Genomic DNA, 19534 nt, shown 5'->3' with positions numbered 1-19534 from the left:
GACGAGTCGGGCCGGCAGACGATGCAGCCGGCGGGGCGGGCGTGGCCGTCGTCCGACTGGGCCTGGTGGGCGACCCACTGGTGGGCACGGCGGAGTGCGTGGTGATGACGGGAAGGGAGGTGCTGGCGACAGGACCGGTGCCGCAGCCCACCAGCACCAGTGCCATTGCCAGCACGGGCAGCCATCTACGCGGCGAGCGCATCATCGCAACCACCTCTCACAAGAGTATAGATCCGCCGCCCGCGTGAGCACCGACCTGGATTCCGAGAAGCGCTTGAGAAACCCCGTGGTGGGAGCACGGTCAGGTCCTCGAACCCTTGACAGGTGACTATTTGGTCACCTAATGTCGGGGTGTGCTCGATGATGACGTGGTGTTCAAGGGGTTGGCCGACCCGGTCCGTCGGCTGCTCCTGGACGCCCTCTTCGAGCAGGACGGCCGCCCACTCAAAGAACTCGAGGCCATCGTCAACGAGCACACCCCGATGACCAGGTTCGGTGTCGCCAAGCACCTGAAGGTGTTGGAGGACGCGACTTTGGTGACCGTGCGCAGACACGGCCGCGAGAAGCTGCACTACCTGAACCCTGTCCCCATCCAGGCCATCCATGAACGCTGGATCGGCAAGTACACCGAGCGGGCCGGCATCGCCTCGGTCCTGCTCACCCTGAAACAGCGGCTTGAGGCGACCAACGCCGAGGGCCAGGACGACACCACCCCCAAGGAGCCATCATGAGCCAGCCCACCGCAGACCTCGTTCAGGTCTACCGCATCTACATCGACGCCCCTGCCGACAAGGTCTGGCAGGCCATCACCACCTCGGAGTACACGAACCAGTGGGGCTACGGCGGCGACGTCGAGTTCGACCTGACCCCCGGCGGCAGCTACCGCAACTTCACCACCGAGAGCATGCGCGCCATCGGCATGGGCGAGATCGCAGTCTCGGGCGAGGTGCTGGAGGTCGAGGTGAACAAGCTCCTCAAGATCACCTGGGCCCCGGCCTGGTACCCCGAGGCCGAGCCGACCGTCCTGACCTGGGAACTGACCCAGTTCGACAACGGCCTGACCCGGGTCACCCTGACCCACGACTCCACCAACAATCCGCCGCTGGCCCACGAACTGGCCGGCGGCGGCGAGCCCCAGGGCGGGGGCGGCGGTTGGCCCTGGAGCCTGGCCGGCCTGAAGACCCTGCTCGAGACCGGACGCCCGATGTCGGGGCAGTGACCTACCCCGCCTCCTGGCCAACGGCAGGTCGCCCGTCCGGGGCGGCCTGCTGTCGGGTCCGGGCGGCACCGACAAGGCCGGAGGCGTAGACCAGGCAGCCAGTCCAGACCACCACCAGCCCGAACCAGTACTCGGTGCTGACGGGCTGGCGGAAGAGCAGCACCCCGAGCAGGAACTGCATGGTGGGCGCGATGTACTGCATCACCCCTATGGTGCCCAGTGGCAGCCCTCGGGCCGAGTGCGCGAACAGCCACAGCGGGACCATGGTGATCAGTCCGCCGGCCATGAACAGCCACCACATGTTCGGTGCGCCGAAGTGCCCCTGACCGTGGGTCTCGAGCCACCCCACCAGGACCACGCTGGGGACCAGCATGATGCCCGATTCGACCAGCAGCCCCGGCAGCGCCGGCATCGGGATGGACTTCTTCAGCGCTCCGTAGATGCCGAAGCTGAAGGCCAGCACGAGTGAGATCCACAGGGTGCGCCAGCTGTCAAAGGCGATCACCAGCACGCCGATGAAGGCGAGCGTGATGCCCACTCGGTTGCGCGCATCGAAGCGTTCACCGAAGAAGAGCCGACCGAACAGCATGCTGACCAGGGGGTTGATGAAGTAGCCCAGTGACGACTCGACCACGTGGCCGGAGTTCACCGCGTAGATGAACGCACCCCAGTTGAACGAAATGACCACGGCCGCCGCGCCCAACAACAACCAGCGCCTGGCCGTCAGCTCCCGCACCCAGCCCCACGAGTGCCGGGTGACCAGCAGGATCACCAGCGCCGAGGCGAACGACCAGATCATCCGGTGGGCCAGCACCTCGACGGCGGACGCCGCTGCCAACAGCGGCCAGAACAGGGGGAAGACGCCCCACAGCAGGTAGCAGGACAGGCCCGTGACCAGCGCCAGCCTGGTGGCCTTGGGCCGGGTTGCCACCGGCCCCGGTCGCGTGACGGGGTCGATGGATTGGCTCACCCCAGCACTCTAGACCCGCTGCGGAAGGCGTCGACCAACACTCGCGCCGCGGCAGACAAGGGACGCTGGGCTGCCCAGACCAGTTGGATGCGCCAGACCAGGTCCAATCCCGCCAGCGGCGCGACATGGACCCCGGCCGCGCCGATGGTTGCCGACACGGGCAGCACGGCCACCCCCAGTCGCGCCTGCACCAGTTCGAGAGCCAGGTCGAAGCTCACCACCTCAGTGCGGATCGTCCGCGACAGGCCGAGCGCGCTGAGAGAGCGCTCGAATTCGGTGCGATTTCCCCATCCCTCCGGAAACGAGACGAAGGGTTCGGCGGCGGCATCGGCGGGGTCGACCTCGGTCTGCCCAGCCAGTCGATGGGTGCTGGGACAGACGAAGACCATGGGTTCGGCGTAGAGCTCCAGGTGCTCGACCCCCCGCAACGAGGGCAGCCCGGCCGAGACCAGTGCCAGGTCAAGGGTGCCGGCGCGCACCTCCTCCATGCTGGTCCGGGTGCCCTGGATGGTTTGGCGCAGTTTGACCACCACGTCGGGGTAGTCGGCAGCCAGGCCACTGAGGACTCCGGTCAGGTCGACCTTGCCCATGTGGACCATCGTTCCCAGGGCCACTGTCCCCCGCACCGAGCCGCGCACGGCATCGACGGCCTCGCGGGCAACGCGCAGGTCGTCGATGACCTGGCGGGCCAGGGGCAGCAGGACCTCCCCGGCGGGGGTCAGCCGCACCTCCCGGGCACGCCGCTCGAACAGCGGCATGCCGAGGTCGGCTTCCAGTTGCTTGATGCCGGCCGAGACCGCCGACTGCACCACCCGCACGTGGTCGGCCGCGTGGGTGAAGCTGCGTTCGTGGGCGACGGCCAGGAAGTACTCCAACTGGTGGATCTGCATACGCCATTATCACCGTTGGTGATGCTAGCCATCGACTCCGTTCGTTGGACGTGATCAAAGATTCATCGGAAAATGGCTCCATGACCACCGCGGCCTTCGACTCCACCGCCCTCGCGCCGAAGAGTCCCGCAGTCTCGCACCGTCGGACTGCCATCGGGACGGCTCGGCGCCGACGCCGCCACCGGCACGGGTTCTGGGCCGTCGCCGCGGTCTTCGCGGTCACCATGGCCTTTGCTGCGTCTCCCGCGCCGCTGTACGTGCTGTACCAGGAGCAGCAGGGTCTCACGACACTCGCGGTGACCGGGATCTTCGCCACTTATGCGTTCGGGGTGGTCGCCAGCCTGTTCACCGCGGGCCACTTGTCCGACCATCTCGGGCGCCGGCGCATGATTGCCCTGGCGGTGCTGCTCAACGTGCTGGCAGCATTGGTCTTCCTCTCCTGGAACCACCTGCCCGGTCTGCTGGTGGCTCGACTGGTCTCCGGGGTGGGTATCGGCATGCTGACTGCGGCCGCCACCGCCCACCTGGGCGAACTCGACGCCGTCGCCCGCCCTGACCGGGGCCCCGGTCGAGCAGAGGCCGTCGCCACCGTGGCGAACGTGGGCGGTCTGGGGTTGGGGCCGCTGCTGGCCGGCGTGCTGGCCGAGTACGCACCCGCCCCGCTGGTCACGCCCTACCTGGTCTTCGCGTTCCTGCTGGTGGTCGGGGTGCTGGTGGTCGTGGTCGTGCCCGAGACCGTCACCCCCGTCGACGAGTCGTGGTCCTACCATCCCCAGCGGGTGGTGGTGCCGCAAGCCGCGCGGGGGCGCTACTGGGCGGTTACCATGCTCGTCTTCGTCGGTTTCGCCATGTTCGGGCTGTTCAGTTCGCTGGCACCGTCGTTCGTGAGCGGCCAACTGGGCATCACCTCCCATGCGATCGCCGGGTTGACCTCGTTCGTCGTCTTCGCAGCCGCGGCCGGTTTCCAGCTGATCACCGCCCGCTGGGCGACGACCCGACAGGCCACGCTCGGTCTGGCCCTGCTCGGCATCGGGGTGGTACTGGTGGTGACCTCCATCACCGCCTCGTCGCTCGCGCTGCTGCTGCTCGGTGGCGCGGTGGCGGGGGCTGGCGTGGGGACGACCTTCAAGGCAGCGCTGGCCACCGTCATCCAGCTGGCCCCGACGGGTGCCCGCGGCGAGGCCATTGCCGGGCTGTTCCTGGTCGGCTACGTGGGCATGGCTCTTCCGGTGATGTTGCTCGGCCTGGCCCTTGAAGTCATGGCTCTGGTGCCTGCGGTGGTCGGGTTCGGCGTCGCCATGGTGACCCTGTTGGCGATCACCTCACTGATGCTGCACCGTACCCGCCGCTCCGGACGCCGCTGACGCGATGGCGTCGGCCAGGTCGCCGGGACGGCTCCACATGGGCCAATGCCCGGTCGGCAGGTCAATGACGTCGAGATGCTCGAGCTTCGCGACTTCAGCGAACATGGGATGGCCCGCACGGGCCAACTCCAACACCTGCGCGCCCGGGATCGAGCAGCAGACCAGGGTGGTCGGGACCGCGCGGCGGGCACCATTGGTGAGCTCGACCGGCTGGCGCAGCACGGGGCCGGGTTCGGGGACGGCCCGCACCCGAAACCGCTCGAGGACCTCCGCGCCCAGACCGTCGAGGCTCGCCTGCTGGCCGAGGACGTCGAAGGACGGCAGCGCAAGCTCCTCCACCGTCTCCGGGAGGTCCGGGGCGAAGACGCTTCCCGTCGCGACCGGGCCGGAGTCGACCCACACCACCCGATGAACCAGCTCAGGGTGCTGGTCAAGGACCATGCTGACGGGAGCGTTCGCGCCACTGTGGGCGACGATGGTCGCGGGCTGGTCCTGGCCGACCCCGAGCCCGGTGAGCAGGTCGAGGATCGCTGTGACTTGGTCGTCGAGGGTCTTGGCGGTCCGTTCAGGATCGTCCTCGTCCAGACCTGGCAGCGTCACCGCGACGGCACGGGAGTGGTCGGTGTCCAGGTGTTCGAGGACCTCGTCCCACGCCCACGCCCCCAGCCAGTGTCCGGCGATGAGAATGATGGTCGGACTGCTCGTCATGGATGTCATGACACCAGCTTGGGGGTCGCTGCGGGCAAGTGCATGTCACTATTTATGTCATGAACTTGATGCGGTCGCGACGGTGAAGCGTGCAGAACGACTCCATGCCCTCTCCGAGATGCTGCGCCGCAACGGGTCACGCGGTTGCTCTGCCGAGCGGCTGGCCAGGGAGTTCGGCGTGTCCGTGCGCACCGTCAAGAGGGACCTTGCTGCGCTCGAGCGCAGCGGCGCCCCGGTCTGGTCGCGCCCCGGTCCCGGCGGTGGCTACGGACTGTCCGAGGGCGCGTCACTGCCACCCGTCAGCCTGTCCCCCGCGCAGGCCGTCGCGCTGATGGCGGCCGTGTCCGCTGCGCCGGACGCCCCGTACGCCGATCTGGCAGCAGCCGGCATCCAGAAGATGCTGGACGTCCTGGATCCCAGAACGCGGGCGCGGGCCGACGAGTTGGCCTGCCGGGTCTGGGTGAACGCGAGTACCGGCTCCTCACGCACCGTCAGGTCCGCGCTGGAGGAGGCGATGGCCGAACAGCGGGTCGTCCGCCTTCGCTACACCTCCCGAGAGGGTGCCACCACCATCCGCGACGTCGAACCCGTGCTGTTCGCCTCCACCAGCGGCCAGTGGTACCTCGTGGGGTGGTGCCGCCTGCGCAACGCCATGCGATGGTTCACCGTGTCGCGGATCGAGCGGGCCAGCGTCACCAGGACGGCTTGCGGCGGCCACACCATCGGCGAGGTCGGAGAACCCCCAGCGAACGCCAGACCGGTGCACGGTCGGAGCGAGTGAGTCGGTGGAACCACGACAGGGACGCCCCCACTCGGGGACGTCCCTGCCGGTGAATCGACTCAGGCGCTCAGGGCGCCCCGGGGTGTGCTCAGAGCACGCCCTTGGCGGTGGCGACCACGTTCTCGACGGTGAAGCCGAACTCCTCGAAGCACTTGTTGCCCGAGGCCGAGGCCCCGAAGTGCTCGATCGAGACGCTGGCGCCGGCGGGGCCGACGTACTTGCTCCAGCCCAGCGAGATGCCGGCCTCGACGCTGACCCGGGCGGTGACCGAGGTCGGCAGCACCGACTCCTGGTAGTCGACGTCCTGGGCGTCGAACCATTCCTGGCAGACCATCGAGACCACGCGGGTCGGCACACCCTCGGCCTCGAACTGCTCGGCGGCACCGACGGCCAGCTGAACCTCGGAGCCGGTCGCAATCAGGATCAACTGGGGTTCGGCGCTGGCCTCCTTGAGCACATAGGCGCCCTTGGCCACGTTCTCGGTGCCGGCGAAGCCCGCGGAACGGTCAATGATCGGCAGGTCCTGGCGCGACAGGATCAGTCCGGCCGGACGATCGGTGTTCTCCAGGATCGCCTTCCACGCGGCGGCGGTCTCGTTGGCGTCAGCCGGGCGGACAATGTCCAGTCCGGGGATGGCGCGCAGGGCAGCCAGGTGCTCGATGGGCTGGTGGGTGGGACCGTCCTCGCCGACACCGACGGAGTCGTGGCTCCAGACGAAGATGCTGGGCACCGCCATCAGGGCGGCCAGGCGGACCGCCGGGCGCATGTAGTCGCTGAACACCAGGAAGGTGGCGCCGTAGGGGCGGGTCAGCCCCGACAGGGTGATGCCGTTGACGATGCCGCCCATGGCGTGTTCACGGATGCCGAAGTGCAGCGTGCGTCCATAGGGGTTGCCGGTGAACTCGGCGCTGCTGCGCTCGGTCGGCATGAAGGACGGCTCGCCCTTCATGGTGGTGTTGTTCGAGCCGGCCAGGTCGGCCGATCCGCCCCACAGCTCGGGCAGCTGCGAGGCCAGGGCATTGAGTACCTCACCGGACGCCTTGCGAGTGGACATCTTGGCGTCGGTGAAGGTCGGCAGTTCCAGGTCGGCCGGCAGTTCGCGCTTGGACAGGCGCTCCAGCAGGGCGGCGCGCTCCGGGTTGGCCGACTTCCATGCCTCGAACTTCTCGTCCCAGGCAGCGTGCAGGGCCTTGCCGCGCTCGGCGGCCTGGCCACGGGAGTGGTCGACGGCGGCCTGGTCGACGGCGAAGGGCTCATCGGTGAAGCCGAGCACCTTCTTCAGCCCGCTGATCTCCTCGGCGCCCAGCTTCGAGCCGTGCACCGAGTGGTTGCCGGCCAACGACGGCAGCGGCCAGCCGATGACGGTGGTCAGCCGAATGAACGAGGGCTTGTCGGTGACCTTCTTGGCCTCCTCGATGGCGGCGTAGAGGGCGGCGACGTCCTCTTCGTAGCTGGTGCCGCCATGGGTGAAGTCGACGTGCTGGGTGTGCCAGCCGTAGGCGGCGTAGCGCGCCTGGACGTCCTCGCTGAAGGCGATCTTGGTGTCACCCTCGATGGAGATGTGGTTGTCGTCGTAGATCAGGACGAGGTTGCCCAGGTTCTGGGTGGCCGCGAGCGAGCTCGCCTCCGAGGCGACACCTTCCTGCATGCAGCCGTCACCGGCGATGGTGTAGACGAAACGGTCGAACGGCGACTCACCGGCGGGAGCGTCGGGGTCGAGGAGTCCGCGCTCACGACGGGCGGCCATGGCCATGCCCACGGCATTGGAGATGCCGGCGCCGAGCGGGCCGGTGGTGGTCTCGACGAACCGGGTGTGGTGGTACTCGGGGTGTCCGGGGGTCTTAGAGCCCCAGGTGCGCAGGCTGGCGATGTCCTCGAGCTCGAGGTCGGCGCCGGCCAGGTAGAGCTGGGTGTACTGGGTCAGTGACGAGTGGCCCGCGGACAGGACGAAGCGGTCGCGGCCCAGCCACAGGTCGTCGGCGGGGTCGAAGGCCATCACCTTCTGGTAGAGCAGGTACGCGAGGGGCGCGAGCGAGATGGCGGTGCCGGGGTGGCCGTTGCCAACCTTCTCGACGGCGTCGGCTGCCAGAATTCGAGCGGTGTCGACGGCGCGCTGGTCCTTCTCGGTCCAACTCAGTTCGTTGGTGGTGTTCTCAGTCACGAATGATCCTCTCCTGTGGCGGTTGTTCCGCCCCGGTGTTTCAGGGCCAATCCTATGGGGCGCCGCCCGTTGGGGGGGCGGCGGGTCACGGATTGGCAACAACGTGCGAGGACCCGGTGATCGCGGTACACGTGCGATCACCGGGTCCTCGCGGCAGGTCGAGCGGCGACTACTTGGACGCCTCGTGGTCCACGATTTCGTGGATGGTGTCCTGCACCTTGGGGAACAGCTCGGTGTACTTGTCGATGTAGAACTGGTAGGCCTCGTTGACGTCCTTGCGGGGCTCGAGGGTCTCGCGGACGGTGACCATGTTCGCGGCGGCGGCCGGCAGGTCGGCGTAGACCCCGGCGCCGACGGCGGCCATCATGCAGGAGCCCAGAACCACGGCGTCGCCGACCTCGGTCAGGGTGATCGGCACGCCGGTCACGTCGGAGTGCATCTGCATGAAGTCGCGGCCACGGGTCGCGCCACCGCAGGCGACGATCTCCTTGGCGTGGAAGCCCTGTGCCTCCATGACGCGCAGGTTGTGCGCGGTGCCGTAGCAGATGCTCTCCTGGATGGCGCGGTACATGTGCTCGGGACCGTGGTGCAGCGACAGTCCGTAGATGTTGCCGCGGGCCTTGCCGTCGACGTAGGGGGTGCGGTTGCCCTGGAAGTACTCGTTGATGATCAGGCCGTCGGCGCCCGGCGGCAGGTGCTTGGACTGCTGGCCCATCAGGTCGTAGGCGTTCAGCCCGGCACGGTCAGCCGCCATGACCAGGTCACGGGCGAAGTTGTCCTTGAACCACTTCATCACCGAGCCGGTCGAGACCTGGCCGCCCTCGACGGTGTACTGGCCCTTGACCACACCGTCGGTGTAGGACCCGAAGAAGCCGGCCCCGTGGATCGGCTTGTCGGACTGGCCGGTGATCACGTGCGACGAGCCGGTGATCAGGGCCATCTTGCCGGGGGTGACCACGCCGAGGCCGATGGCGCCGGCCCAGGCGTCGGCCGAGCCCTGCGCGACCGGGATGCCGGGGACCAGGCCCATCAGGGTCGCGGCCCGGCTGCTGAGGGTGCCGATCCGGGTGCCCAGGTCGTGGACCTCGGTGGGCAGCTTGTCGAAGATGTCGCCGACGCCCAGGTGCTCGTAGAAGTCGGTGGGCCAGCCGCCCTTGTCACGGTTGTAGTACATGCGCTGGGCGGCGGTGTTGATGCTGAGCGTCCACTCGCCGGTCAGGGTGTGGGTGACCCAGTCGGTGGCGTCAATGATCCGGTAGGCGGCGTCGTAGGTCTCGCGCTCGTTGTTCCGCAGCCAGGCCGCCTTGAACGGGAACCACTCGGCCGAGGCCGGTGCGGTGCTGTCGCCGTTGTACAGGCGGGCCACCGAGTTCGAGGAATCGGCCTGGGCAGCCTCCTTGGTGGCGCGCACGTCCATCCACATGATGGCTGGGCGCAGGTGGATGCCCTCCTTGTCGAGGGCCAGCACCGTGGTCGTGGTGGCGTCGTAGGAGATGCCGATGATCGCCGACGGCGAGATGCCCGCGTTGGCCAGTGCCTTGTGACTGGAGGCCTCCAGACAGCTCAGCCATTCCGCGGGGTCCTGCTCTGCCCACCCCGAACGCGGGTGCGTGGTCTTGTAGGGGGTGGCCGCGAAGGTCACCGGGGTGCCCCGGGTGTCAAAGATGGCGACTCGGACACTCTCGGTGCCGAAGTCGACACCCATCAAGTAGCCGTCGGCCGATGCAACAGTGTTCGACATTGAACAGACCTTTCAGGTGCTGGTTCGGGGCTGGTACCCCGATGCGCCCTCGTGGGCGACGCTCGCCCACACTAGGCAGCACCCCCGGCGGTGTGAAGAGCTTCACAGCCGGATCGACGGACGTGCAGCAGTCGCTCACTCGCCTGCACGCTTGTTCAGACATGTACAGACCTGTGCGGACCAGATTGTCCCCGAGCACGACGATGCCCGGACGAGGGTTCGTCCGGGCATCGTCGGGTGAGGTCCTAGGCGGCCCTCACCAGGCGGCCGTCACTTGGCGGCCTCATGGTCGACCACGGTGTGGGTCAGGTCCTGCAGGGCCGGGTAGGACTCGCAGTACTGGTCCACGTAGAACTGGTACTCCTCGGTGGCCTCGGCGTTCGGCTCGATGGTGTCGCGCACGTGCACCATGTTGTCGGCGGCGTCCTGGATGGTCGGGTAGACGCCGGCACCCACGGCTGCCAGCATGCACGAACCCAGCACGACGGCGTCACCGACCTCCGTGAGCGTGATCGGCACACCGGCGACGTCGGCGTGCATCTGCATCCAGGCGCGGCTCTTGGTGGCACCGCCACAGGCCACGATCTCCTCGGCGTGGAAGCCCTGGGCCGCCATCGCCCTCAGGTTGTGGGCGTTGCCGTAGCAGACGCTCTCCTGGATGGCGTGGTAGATGTGGTCGGCGCCGTGGGCCAGGGACAGCCCCCACATGATGCCGCGAGCCTTGCCGTCGGTGTAGGGGGTGCGGTTGCCCTGGAAGTACTCATTGATGATGAGCCCGTCGGAGCCGATCGGGATGTGCTTGGACTGTTCGTTGAGGACGTCGTAGACGTTGAGGCCCATCCGCTCGGCGGCGTGGCTCAGGTCACGGGCGAAATTGTCCTTGAACCACTTCAGCACTGAACCGGTCGAGACCTGGCCACCCTCGACGGTGTACTGGCCCTTGACGACGCCATCGGTGTAGGACCCGAAGAAGCCCTTGCCATGGATCGGCTCGGCGGCCTGGCCGGTGAGCACGTGCGAGGAGCCGGTGATCAGGGCCACCTTGCCCGGGGTGACCACGCCAAGACCGATCTGACCGGCCCAGGCGTCGGCCGGTCCCTGCGCCACCGGGATGCCGGGGCGCAGACCCAGCAGGGTCGCGGCGCGGGTGGTCAGGGTGCCGACGACCTCACCCAGGTCGACGACGCGCTCCGGCAGCTTGTCGAAGACGTCGCCGCAGCCGACGGTCTCGTAGAAGTCGGTGGGCCAGCCACCCTTCTCGCGGTTGTAGTACATGCGGTGGGCGGCGGAGTTGATGTTGATGGTCCACTCGCCGGTCAACTGGAAGGTGATCCAGTCGGGGGCGTCGATCAGGCGGTAGGCCTTGTTGTAGGTGTCGGGCTCGTTCTCCTTGAGCCAGGCCGCCTTGAAGGGGTACCACTCAGCCGACGAGGGGGCCGTGCCGGCGCCGTTGTACAGCTTGGCGACGGAGTCGGAGTCGGCGGCGCGAGCGGCCTGGGCGGTGGCACGCACGTCCATCCACATGATGGCCGGGCGCAGAGCGACGCCGTTGCTGTCCAGCGCACAGACCGTCATCGTGGTCGCGTCGAAGGAGATGCCCAGGATGGAGGCCGGCGAGATACCGGCATTCGACAGCGCCTTGAGGCTGGAGGCCTCCAGGCAGCGCAGCCACTCCTCGGGGTCCTGCTCGGCCCAGCCACCGCGGGGGTGGGTCGTCTTGTAGGGGGTGGCGGCGAACGTCACCGGGGTGCCCTTGGTGTCAAAGATGGCGACTCGGACACTCTCGGTGCCGAAGTCAATACCCATCAGGTAGCCGTCTGCCGCATCAACGATGTTCGACATTGAACCTTGCCTCTCCGAAAGAATACAGGCGTCCCACCCGTTGAGGGGCGCCCCTGCAGATGTTTCAGGAGTCCCGGGACGGCGTCAGCGCCGTCCACCCACTCCCCCGATGATGCTACGAAACACAGGGGGACGCGACCTCGGCGCCCCCCATTTATTGGTGGATCAGTCGTTGTCGAGTGTCCAGCCCAGTTCATCCCACACGTGCTGGGGAATGAGCTGGTCGACGCGATCCAGAATGTAGGTCGGCTTGTCGTGGTCGGCCAGGGCCTGGGCTTCCTCGAGGGTCGAGTCGCCGGTCAGCACCAGCGCCGAGGTCATCCCACCATCGACAGCCATCTTGATGTCGGTGCCCAGTCGGTCACCGACCATGACGGCCCGGTCAGGGGTCACACCGAAACCGCGCAGGGCCTCGGTGAGCATGATCGGGTCCGGCTTGCCGAAGTTGGCCTGGCACTTCACCCCGGTGCTGGCCTCGATGGCCGCCACGATCGAGGCGCAGTCCGGCTCACCGCGTCCGCCCGGGAAAGGGCAGTACTTGTCAGGGTTGGTCTGCACCAGGATCGCCCGCTTGTGGAACCAGAGCGCGTCGAAGGCGATCTGGAGCTTGCGGTAGTCGAAGGTGCGGTCGTAGGAAGCGATGACGATGTCGATCTTCTCGGGGTCATCACTCAATTCGAAACCCTCATTGCGCAAATAGTTGCACAATGGCTCCTCGGCAATGGGGAACAACACCGCATTGGGGTGGTTCTGCTTCAACCATCCCGCCGTGGTGACCACCGTGTTGGCAATGTCCGCGACATCAGTGGGAAGTCCCAACTTGGCCAATTTGGTGGCGTACTGCTCAGGGTCCTTCGTGGGATTGTTCGACAGGAAGCGAACACCAATCCCCCGCCGCCGCAATTCATTGATCATCCGGGCTGCGCCGGGCAGCAGGTGGTCGCCCAGGTAGACGGTGCCGTCCATGTCGAAGACATAGGCGTCATACAGGTCCTGGGGCAGGTGAACGGCGGTGGCGGGGGCCTGGCTCATGGTGTGCTCGCTGTCTGTGGTCGGGGCCGGCTCAGGCCTGCGGCTTTTCGTAGGACGAGATGACGTCGACCTTGGCCGCCGACGGTGAGGCGGTGTCGAAGGTGTAGTTCAGGAACTCCCCGGCCAACCGGCGGGCCAGCTCGATGCCGATGACGCGCTGCCCCAAGGTCAGCACCTGCCCGTCATTGGACTTGACCAGACGCTCGACCGAGAACGAGTCATGGGCCACCGAGGCGCGGATGCCGGGGACCTTGTTGGCCGCGATGGCCACACCCATGCCGGTGCCGCAGATGAAGATGCCGCGGTCGGCGTCACCGGCCGCGATCCGGCGGGCACCCTCGACGGCCGGGTGGGCGTAGGCGGTGTTGTCGCCGGCCTCGACACCGACGTCGATGACCTCGTCGACATTCGAGTTCTTGGCCAGGTCGGCCTTGATTGCGTCACGGTACTCAACACCTGCGCTGTCGCAGGCAAGAACGACACGGAACCCCATGATCTTCTCCTTCTTGCTTCAGATGGGAGTGGCCGGGACACCGGTCACGTCCTTGTGAATGACTCCAAGTTAACACGAATAGTTATAGTTTAAACACCCCGGGTGTGAACTTCTGGTGGGGTCCCACTCATTGGTCAGCCCCGGGGACTGTCGGCGGGGACCAGGGGGCCACTCATCGCGTGGCTGCGCTCGGCAATGCCTCACTCACCACCACCCTCGCGGTGTGTCGGGCCACCATGGCCACGTCCTCGGGACTGGTCCGGCTGTCCACCAGCACGGTGTCGAACTCCCCCAGTTCGGCGAAGGCGTGCAGCGCCTTGCGGGTGAACTTCGAGTGGTCCAGCATCAGGATCTTGCGCCGCCCGGCGCGCAGCATCGCCCGCTTCACCTCGGCGACGTCCTGGTAGGGGTGGTAGACCACGCCGTCCTCGAGCCCGCTGGCGGACAGGATGCAGTAGTCGGCCCGGACAGTGGCCAGCATGGCCAGAGCCGTGGGCCCCAGCATGGCCTCGGCCCACGGCTGGAACTCACCACCCGTCAGCAGCAACTTCACGTCCGAGCGGGTCGAGGCCTCGCGGGCCACCAGCAGCGAGTTGGTGATGACGGTCAGGGGGGTGACGTCGTGGAGTGCGCGCAGCACCCAGGCCCCCGAGGTGGAGTCGTCCAGCAGCAGCGATGAGCCGGGGGTGATGTGCCGCGCAACATGCGCCGCCATTTCGGCCTTGGCCTCGGTATTGGTCTCGAGGCGGAACGTGGCCCCCGCCTCGTGCAGGCCTGATGCCAGGGCACTCACCCGCCCGCGTTGGCGGGTCAGGATGCCGGCTTCCTCCAGCGCCGCGATGTCGCGGTAGAGCGTCATCAGTGAGACGCCGATGGCGCTGACCAGTTCGTCCATGGACACCGAACCCCGACGAAATACCAGTTCGGCGATGGCATGACGGCGGGCGGTCTGGGTCGAATGCATCGTGCGGGAACCTGCCTCGGCGTCCACGCCCGGTCCAGGGCCTGCTCCATTCGACTTCACTGGCATGTCCCGATACTAGGCGACCCGCTCGACCGCGGGGAGAGGCAGGTGGCCCCACCCTCAGTCCAGGGCGCTGCCCCGCTGTTCGGGCAGTGCGTACGCCGCGATGGCCGCGACCAGGAACGCTGCCGCGAACACCCCGAAGGTCAACGGATGGCCGCCGCGGCCGATCAGCACCGGCACCATCAGCGGCGCGATGATCGAGGCGATGCGCCCGAATGCTGCCGCGGCACCGGTGCCCCTGCCGCGCACTGCCGTCGGGTACAACTCGGGGCCGATCGCGTACAGCGCGCCCCAGGCGCCCAGGTTGAAGAACGACAACGCACAGCCGGTCGCGATGATGGCTGCCGGTCCGTCCGCGACCCCGAAGAGGGCGGCGCTGGCCGCCGAGCCGACCAGGAAGGTCGCCAGGGTGGGGCGCCTGCCCCACTTCTCGATGAGCCAGGCAGCGACCGCGTAGCCGGGGATCTGCGCCAGGGTGATGATCAGGGTGTACTGGAAGGACTTCACCAGGGTGTGGCCGTCCTGGAAGAGCAGGGTGGGCATCCAGATGAAGGCGCCGTAGTAGGACAGGTTGATCATGAACCAGACGACCCACAGGGCAGCGGTTCGTCGGCGCAGCGCCGGCGACCAGATCGAGGGCGTCGGGTCGCCGCCGCCGGTGACGGGCTGCAGCGAAGTTGCCTCCAGCGGGGGGTCGACTGGGGGTGCGACGCCGCCGGCCGCCTCGAACTCCCGCACCGCCGCCTCGGCCTCGGCGTGGCGCTGCCTGGACTCCAGGAAGCGCACCGACTCGGGCAGGCCGAAGCGCACTACCGCCGCATAGACCGTGGGGATGACGCCGACCGCCAGCGCCCAGCGCCACCCGTTCTCAAAGGTGGGGATGAACAGGTAGCCGATCAGGGCAGCCAGGATCCAGCCGAGCGCCCAGAACGCCTCGAGGGCGACCACCAGTCGGCCGCGGATACGGCGGGGGGCGAACTCGCTGACCAGGGTGGAGGCCACCGGCAGTTCGGCGCCCAAGCCGATCCCGACCAGGAACCGCAGGATGATCAGTGCCGCCACGCTGCCGGCCAACGCCGAGGCGCCGGTGGCCAGACCGTAGACCAGCAGCGTCAGCGCGAAGACCTGGCGCCGGCCGAACCGGTCGGCCAGCAGTCCGCCCAGGGCGGCACCGACGGCCATGCCCACGAAGCCGATCGAACCGATCAACGACAGTTCGGTCTGGCCGAGCATCCACTCGGCGGCCAGGGCGGTCATCACGAAGCTGATCAGCCCGACGTCCATGGCGTCCAGCGCCCAGCCGAGTCCGGAACCGACCAGCAGTCGGGTGTGCTTGCGGTTGAACGGCAGCCGGTCCAGTCGCTCGGAACGGGTGAGTGCGGGTTCAGTGGTCTGGGTCATGTCAACCGGTGCTCCAGGTGGGCGGGTCGGGCAGCGCGAGGTGAAGTCTGCCACGAGTCCGTCCCGGCATCGGCCCCCACAGTGCCCCGCGCCCGTGCCACGCGGAGTAATCTCACCGCCATGCCTCTGACGATCCGCACGGCGAGCGCCCAGGATGTCCCCGCCATCACCGCGATCTACAACGAATCCGGCGTCGGGACGACCGCCAGTTACGACCTGGCCCCAGTCAGCGTGGCCGACCGACTCGCCTGGTTCGAGGGCAAGCAGCGCCGCCAGTTCCCGGTCATGGTGGCCGAGTTCACCGACGCCACCACCCCCGGCAGCCCGACGGCGCCGATGGTGGTCGGCTTCGCGACCTACGGCAGCTTCCGCGACAAGGCGGGCTATGACTTCACCGTGGAGCACTCGGTCTACGTGTCCCCCGACCGGCGCGCGGGCGGAGTGGGACGAATGTTGATGTCGGCCCTGATCGACCACGCCCGCGGCCGCGGGGTGCACGTCATGGTGGGGGTCGTCGATGCCACCAACGAGGCCAGCATCCTGTTCCACGAGCAGTTGGGGTTCACGGTGGCCGGCCGACTCGACGAGGTGGGCCGCAAGTTCGGCCGTTGGCTCGACGTGGTCTTCGTGACCCTGACCTTTGAGGATTCCCGCGCGGACTGATCCGAGGGTGATGGTCGTCACAGCACCGAGCCGCTAGATTTCCTGCATGACCGCCGACAACGCGACTTCGACCACGGACGCGACCACCGGGTCGACCCGTCCGGGGCTGATCGAACTCCAGGGCATCGACGTGATCGCCGAGGCAGACCGCACTGCCAGACCCCGTGACCTGTTCATGCCCTGGTTCGCCGCCAATGTCAGCGTCTTCGGGATGAGCTACGGAGGGTTCCTGCTGGGCTTCGGCATCTCGTTCTGGCAGGCCACCCTGGTTGCCGTCCTCGGCATCATCTTCAGCTTCCTGATCTGCGGCGTCATCGCCATCGCCGGCAAGCGCGGCTCGGTTCCCACCATGGTGCTCAGCCGCGCCGCCTTCGGCGTCCAGGGTCAAAAGGTTCCCGGTCTGGTCTCGTGGATCACCTCGATCGGTTGGGAGACGAGCCTGACCATCGTCGCCACCCTGGCCACCGCCACCGTCTTCGACGCGCTGGGCTGGACCCACGGCACCACCACCCAGGTGATCGCCTGCCTGGTGATCGCCGCCATCGTCGTGGTCGCCTCGGTGCTGGGCTACCACACCATCATGAAGCTGCAGTCGGTGCTGACCTGGGTCACCGGCGCCTTCACGATCCTGTTCATGATCCTGACCATCCCGAAGATCAGCTGGACCAGCGTGATGGACAACCACCCCGCTGGCGCGTGGCAGAACGCCGTCGGCGCGCTGGTGATGGTGATGACCGGTTTCGGTCTCGGCTGGGTCAACATTGCTGCCGACTGGTCGCGCTACCAGAGCCGCCGGGCCGGTGCCGGCGCCATCGTCTTCTGGAACACCTTCGGCGGCTCGGTGGCACCGGTGCTGCTGGTGGTCTTCGGTCTGCTGCTGGTCGGTTCCAGCCCCGACTACGCCTCGGCCGTCGGCGGTGACCCCATCGGTGCGCTGGCCCAGCTGCTGCCCCGCTGGGTGCTGCTGCCATTCCTGGTCGTGGCCATCCTGACCCTGATCAGCGGCGCCGTGCTCGGCATCTACTCCTCGGGCCTGACCCTGCTCAGCCTGGGCATCAGGATTCCTCGTCCGGTGGCCGCCGGTGTCGACGGGGTGATCCTGACCCTGGGCACGATCTGGGTGGTCTTCTTCGCCACCGACTTCCTGGGACCGTTCCAGAGCTTCCTGATCACCCTGGGCGTGCCGCTGGCGGCGTGGGCAGGCATCATGTGCGCCGACATCGCGCTGCGCCGCAAACCCTACGACGAGCGGGCCCTGTTCGACTCCCGCGGCCGCTACGGCTCGGTTGACTGGGTCTCCATCGCCACCATGGTCGTGGCCACCATCATCGGCTGGGGCCTGGTGGTCAACTCCTTCGCCGCCGACGCAGCCTGGAACAACTGGCAGGGCTACCTGCTCGAGCCGCTCGGACTGGGCAAGAAGGTGGCCGTCGACGGGGTGCCCACCTGGGAGGGCAACTGGCCGTGGGCCAACCTGGGCGTGCTGGTCTCACTGGCGCTCGGCTTCGTGGTCACCCTGCTGGCGCGTCGCGGGGTGGTCCGTCGCCAGGAGTCCGACCAGGTGGCATCGCGATGACCACCGAAGCGGTGCTGCCCGACCCCGACCAGGCCTGGTTGGTGGTCATCGACCACCAGCGCATCTTCGCCGACCCCGGCAGCACCTGGTGCGCCCCCGAGTTCGCCGCCACGGTCGCCCCGGTCCGGGCCCTGGCCGAGCACTTCGCCGGACGCGTGGTGCTCACCCGCTGGTTGCCCGCCCGCGACCGTGCCGGGTCCTGGCGGCAGTACTTCGAGACCTTCAGCTTCGCCGACCAGGACGACAACCACGAACTGTTCGCCCTGGTGGGTTCGGCGGCGGCCATCGACGCCTCCGGGGTCACGGTGGGCGGCACCCTCGACCAGCGCACCTTCGGCAAGTACGGGCCCGACCTGCTGGCGATCACGGGGGCGAACCCCCACCTGGTGCTCGCGGGGGTGTCCACCGACTGCTGCGTGCTGTCGACCGCGCTGGCCGCCGTCGACGACGGTGCCACGGTCACCGTCATCGCCGACGCCTGCGCGGGCTCGTCGGCGCTCAACCACCAGAAGGCGCTGGACGTGATGGCGCTGTACGCCCCGCAGTTGTGGGTGCTGCCGACCAGCGGTCTGGCCCCGTCAGCCTCAGCTGATGAGCCTGACCCCGGCGTAGGCGACTGAGGCCACCAGCAGCCACGCCAGCAGACCCAGCATCAGGGAGCGTCCGCCTGCCCGTCGCAGCACCCTCCAGTGGATGCCGGTGCCCAGCGCGAACAGGGCGACGGCCAGCAGGGCCTGGTGCGTGAACGCGGCCACGGCCAGCAGGGACTCGGGCAGGCTGACCAGGGTGTTCACCACGATGACGGCCAGGAACCCGGCCACGAACAGTGGCACCACGGGTGGCCGCCCACCGGCCTCCACCCGGTCGTCACGCAGCCGCCGGTGCATGACCATGCCGACGCCGAGCACCATGGGCGCGAGCAGGATCACCCGGGTCAGCTTGACGATGACCGCCGACTCGAGGCTGCCCGGCACGGTGTTGGCCGTGGCGACCGTCTGCCCCACGTCGTGCACCGAGGCACCGACCCATTGCCCGAAGACGGTGGGATCGTCCAGCCCCAGCGGGAATCGCAACAGTGGGGCCACGACGATGGCCAGGGTCCCGCACAGCGTCACCAGCGAGACGGCGACGGCGGTGTCCTGTTTCCTGCCCCTGGCCAGCGGTTCCATGGCGGCGATCGCGGAGGCACCGCAGATCGAGAATCCCGTCGCCACCAGCAGACCGGTCGCCGCGGGCACCTTGAGGAGCCGGGCGAGCAGCAACGTGCCCCCGAAGGCGCACCCGACGGTGAGCAGCACCACCAGCAGCCCGGGACCACCGAGTGCGGCCACCTCGCGCAGCGACAGGGCGAAGCCGAGCAGGACGACGGCCAGGCGCAACAGCTTCTTGCTGGCAAAGGCCAGCCCCGGTTCGGCCGCGGCTGGGATCAGCCCGAGGTTGACCAGCAGGGCACCCAGGGCCACCGCGACCGTGCCGGCCTGGATGCCGGGAACCCAGTGGTGCAGCGCGAACCCGAGGGCCGCGCCCAGCGCCGCCAGCGCCACCCCCGGTCCCCTGCTGCGGAGCCAGTGGTGGGTCGGTGGGGCCTTGGTCGTCACGGTGGTCACCGGACCAGTGTCGCGGCTGCGAGGCCCGGCGTGCGACCCGGGGCGGTTTGCAGCGGCAG

19 protein-coding genes are annotated in these 19534 nt (G+C 68.2%); 8 read left to right on the top strand and 11 right to left on the bottom strand.

Annotation, left to right across the window (positions count from 1 at the left end; translation table 11 throughout):
• From IPV09_RS06645 to IPV09_RS06635, 3 genes are all read left to right on the top strand, one after another.
• On the top strand, nucleotides 1-248 hold a 248-nt coding region (locus IPV09_RS06645; RefSeq protein ID WP_207474458.1), incomplete at its 5' end, for a hypothetical protein.
• Nucleotides 249-353: 105 nt separating this feature from the next.
• Entirely contained in the window at nucleotides 354-731 is a 378-nt protein-coding gene (locus IPV09_RS06640) for a helix-turn-helix domain-containing protein (RefSeq protein ID WP_207474457.1), read from the top strand.
• Nucleotides 728-1219 (top strand): SRPBCC domain-containing protein, encoded by a 492-nt coding sequence (locus IPV09_RS06635; RefSeq protein WP_207474456.1) that lies wholly within the window; start codon nucleotides 728-730, stop codon nucleotides 1217-1219. Before IPV09_RS06640 ends, IPV09_RS06635 begins: the two co-directional genes overlap by 4 nt.
• A gap of 1 nt (nucleotide 1220) precedes the next feature.
• On the opposite strand, the gene rarD is transcribed toward IPV09_RS06635, so the two are convergent.
• On the bottom strand, nucleotides 1221-2189 hold the full coding sequence (gene rarD / locus IPV09_RS06630; RefSeq protein ID WP_207474455.1) for an EamA family transporter RarD: 969 nt from the start codon (nucleotides 2187-2189) through the stop codon (nucleotides 1221-1223).
• Nucleotides 2186-3079, bottom strand: a complete 894-nt coding sequence (locus IPV09_RS06625; RefSeq protein WP_207474454.1) for a LysR family transcriptional regulator — start codon at nucleotides 3077-3079, stop codon at nucleotides 2186-2188. The genes rarD and IPV09_RS06625 overlap by 4 nt, the downstream gene beginning before the upstream one ends.
• 80 nt (nucleotides 3080-3159) lie before the next feature.
• Here IPV09_RS06625 and IPV09_RS06620 point away from each other — a divergent pair, with 80 nt between their 5' ends.
• A complete protein-coding gene (locus IPV09_RS06620) occupies nucleotides 3160-4443 on the top strand; it encodes an MFS transporter (protein ID WP_207474453.1) in 1284 nt (427 codons plus the stop codon).
• Here the strand turns inward: IPV09_RS06620 and IPV09_RS06615 are convergent.
• A complete protein-coding gene (locus IPV09_RS06615; RefSeq protein WP_242681318.1) occupies nucleotides 4402-5151 on the bottom strand; it encodes an alpha/beta fold hydrolase in 750 nt (249 codons plus the stop codon). The genes IPV09_RS06620 and IPV09_RS06615 overlap by 42 nt on opposite strands.
• Nucleotides 5152-5233: 82 nt before the next feature.
• On the opposite strand from IPV09_RS06615, the gene IPV09_RS06610 reads away from it, so the two are divergent.
• Nucleotides 5234-5932, top strand: coding sequence for a YafY family protein (locus IPV09_RS06610; RefSeq protein WP_207474451.1), 699 nt, complete (start codon nucleotides 5234-5236; stop codon nucleotides 5930-5932).
• 88 nt (nucleotides 5933-6020) lie between these two features.
• Here the strand turns inward: IPV09_RS06610 and tkt are convergent, their stop codons facing one another.
• The 7 genes from tkt to IPV09_RS06575 form a co-directional block, all read right to left on the bottom strand.
• The gene (gene tkt, locus IPV09_RS06605; protein WP_207474450.1) at nucleotides 6021-8093 is read right to left on the bottom strand and encodes a transketolase; all 2073 of its coding nucleotides are present in this window, start codon (nucleotides 8091-8093) and stop codon (nucleotides 6021-6023) included.
• Between the two features lie 169 nt (nucleotides 8094-8262).
• The gene (locus IPV09_RS06600) at nucleotides 8263-9834 is read right to left on the bottom strand and encodes a ribulokinase (RefSeq protein WP_207474449.1); all 1572 of its coding nucleotides are present in this window, start codon (nucleotides 9832-9834) and stop codon (nucleotides 8263-8265) included.
• A gap of 270 nt (nucleotides 9835-10104) precedes the next feature.
• The gene (locus IPV09_RS06595; protein ID WP_207474448.1) at nucleotides 10105-11676 is read right to left on the bottom strand and encodes a ribulokinase; all 1572 of its coding nucleotides are present in this window, start codon (nucleotides 11674-11676) and stop codon (nucleotides 10105-10107) included.
• A 165-nt stretch (nucleotides 11677-11841) separates the two neighbouring features.
• Nucleotides 11842-12708 carry an HAD-IIA family hydrolase gene (locus tag IPV09_RS06590; RefSeq protein ID WP_207474447.1) on the bottom strand — a complete coding sequence of 289 codons (867 nt, stop codon included), beginning with the start codon at nucleotides 12706-12708 and terminating at the stop codon, nucleotides 11842-11844.
• Between the two features lie 31 nt (nucleotides 12709-12739).
• On the bottom strand, nucleotides 12740-13201 hold the full coding sequence (locus tag IPV09_RS06585; RefSeq protein ID WP_207474446.1) for a ribose-5-phosphate isomerase: 462 nt from the start codon (nucleotides 13199-13201) through the stop codon (nucleotides 12740-12742).
• Between the two features lie 172 nt (nucleotides 13202-13373).
• Nucleotides 13374-14165 carry a DeoR/GlpR family DNA-binding transcription regulator gene (locus IPV09_RS06580; RefSeq protein WP_207474445.1) on the bottom strand — a complete coding sequence of 264 codons (792 nt, stop codon included), beginning with the start codon at nucleotides 14163-14165 and terminating at the stop codon, nucleotides 13374-13376.
• A 120-nt stretch (nucleotides 14166-14285) separates the two neighbouring features.
• Nucleotides 14286-15629 (bottom strand): MFS transporter, encoded by a 1344-nt coding sequence (locus IPV09_RS06575; protein ID WP_207474444.1) that lies wholly within the window; start codon nucleotides 15627-15629, stop codon nucleotides 14286-14288.
• A 120-nt stretch (nucleotides 15630-15749) separates the two neighbouring features.
• Here IPV09_RS06575 and IPV09_RS06570 point away from each other — a divergent pair, with 120 nt between their 5' ends.
• From IPV09_RS06570 to IPV09_RS06560, 3 genes are read left to right on the top strand one after another with little or no spacing between them, the layout of a single operon-like run.
• Nucleotides 15750-16292 (top strand): GNAT family N-acetyltransferase, encoded by a 543-nt coding sequence (locus IPV09_RS06570; protein WP_207474443.1) that lies wholly within the window; start codon nucleotides 15750-15752, stop codon nucleotides 16290-16292.
• A 46-nt stretch (nucleotides 16293-16338) separates the two neighbouring features.
• Entirely contained in the window at nucleotides 16339-17868 is a 1530-nt protein-coding gene (locus IPV09_RS06565; RefSeq protein WP_207474442.1) for a cytosine permease, read from the top strand.
• On the top strand, nucleotides 17865-18488 hold the full coding sequence (locus IPV09_RS06560) for a cysteine hydrolase family protein (RefSeq protein WP_207474441.1): 624 nt from the start codon (nucleotides 17865-17867) through the stop codon (nucleotides 18486-18488). Before IPV09_RS06565 ends, IPV09_RS06560 begins: the two co-directional genes overlap by 4 nt.
• Here the strand turns inward: IPV09_RS06560 and IPV09_RS06555 are convergent.
• Nucleotides 18453-19475 carry a putative sulfate exporter family transporter gene (locus IPV09_RS06555; RefSeq protein WP_207474440.1) on the bottom strand — a complete coding sequence of 341 codons (1023 nt, stop codon included), beginning with the start codon at nucleotides 19473-19475 and terminating at the stop codon, nucleotides 18453-18455. The two genes, IPV09_RS06560 and IPV09_RS06555, sit on opposite strands and share 36 nt — an antisense overlap.
• Nucleotides 19476-19534 lie beyond the last annotated feature (59 nt).

Source organism: Tessaracoccus sp. SD287 (assembly GCF_017355265.1).
In the GTDB taxonomy this organism is placed as follows: Bacteria; Actinomycetota; Actinomycetes; order Propionibacteriales; family Propionibacteriaceae; genus Aestuariimicrobium.
Note: the sequence above shows the minus strand (reverse complement) of the source record. Positions and strands in the feature narration are given on the sequence as shown.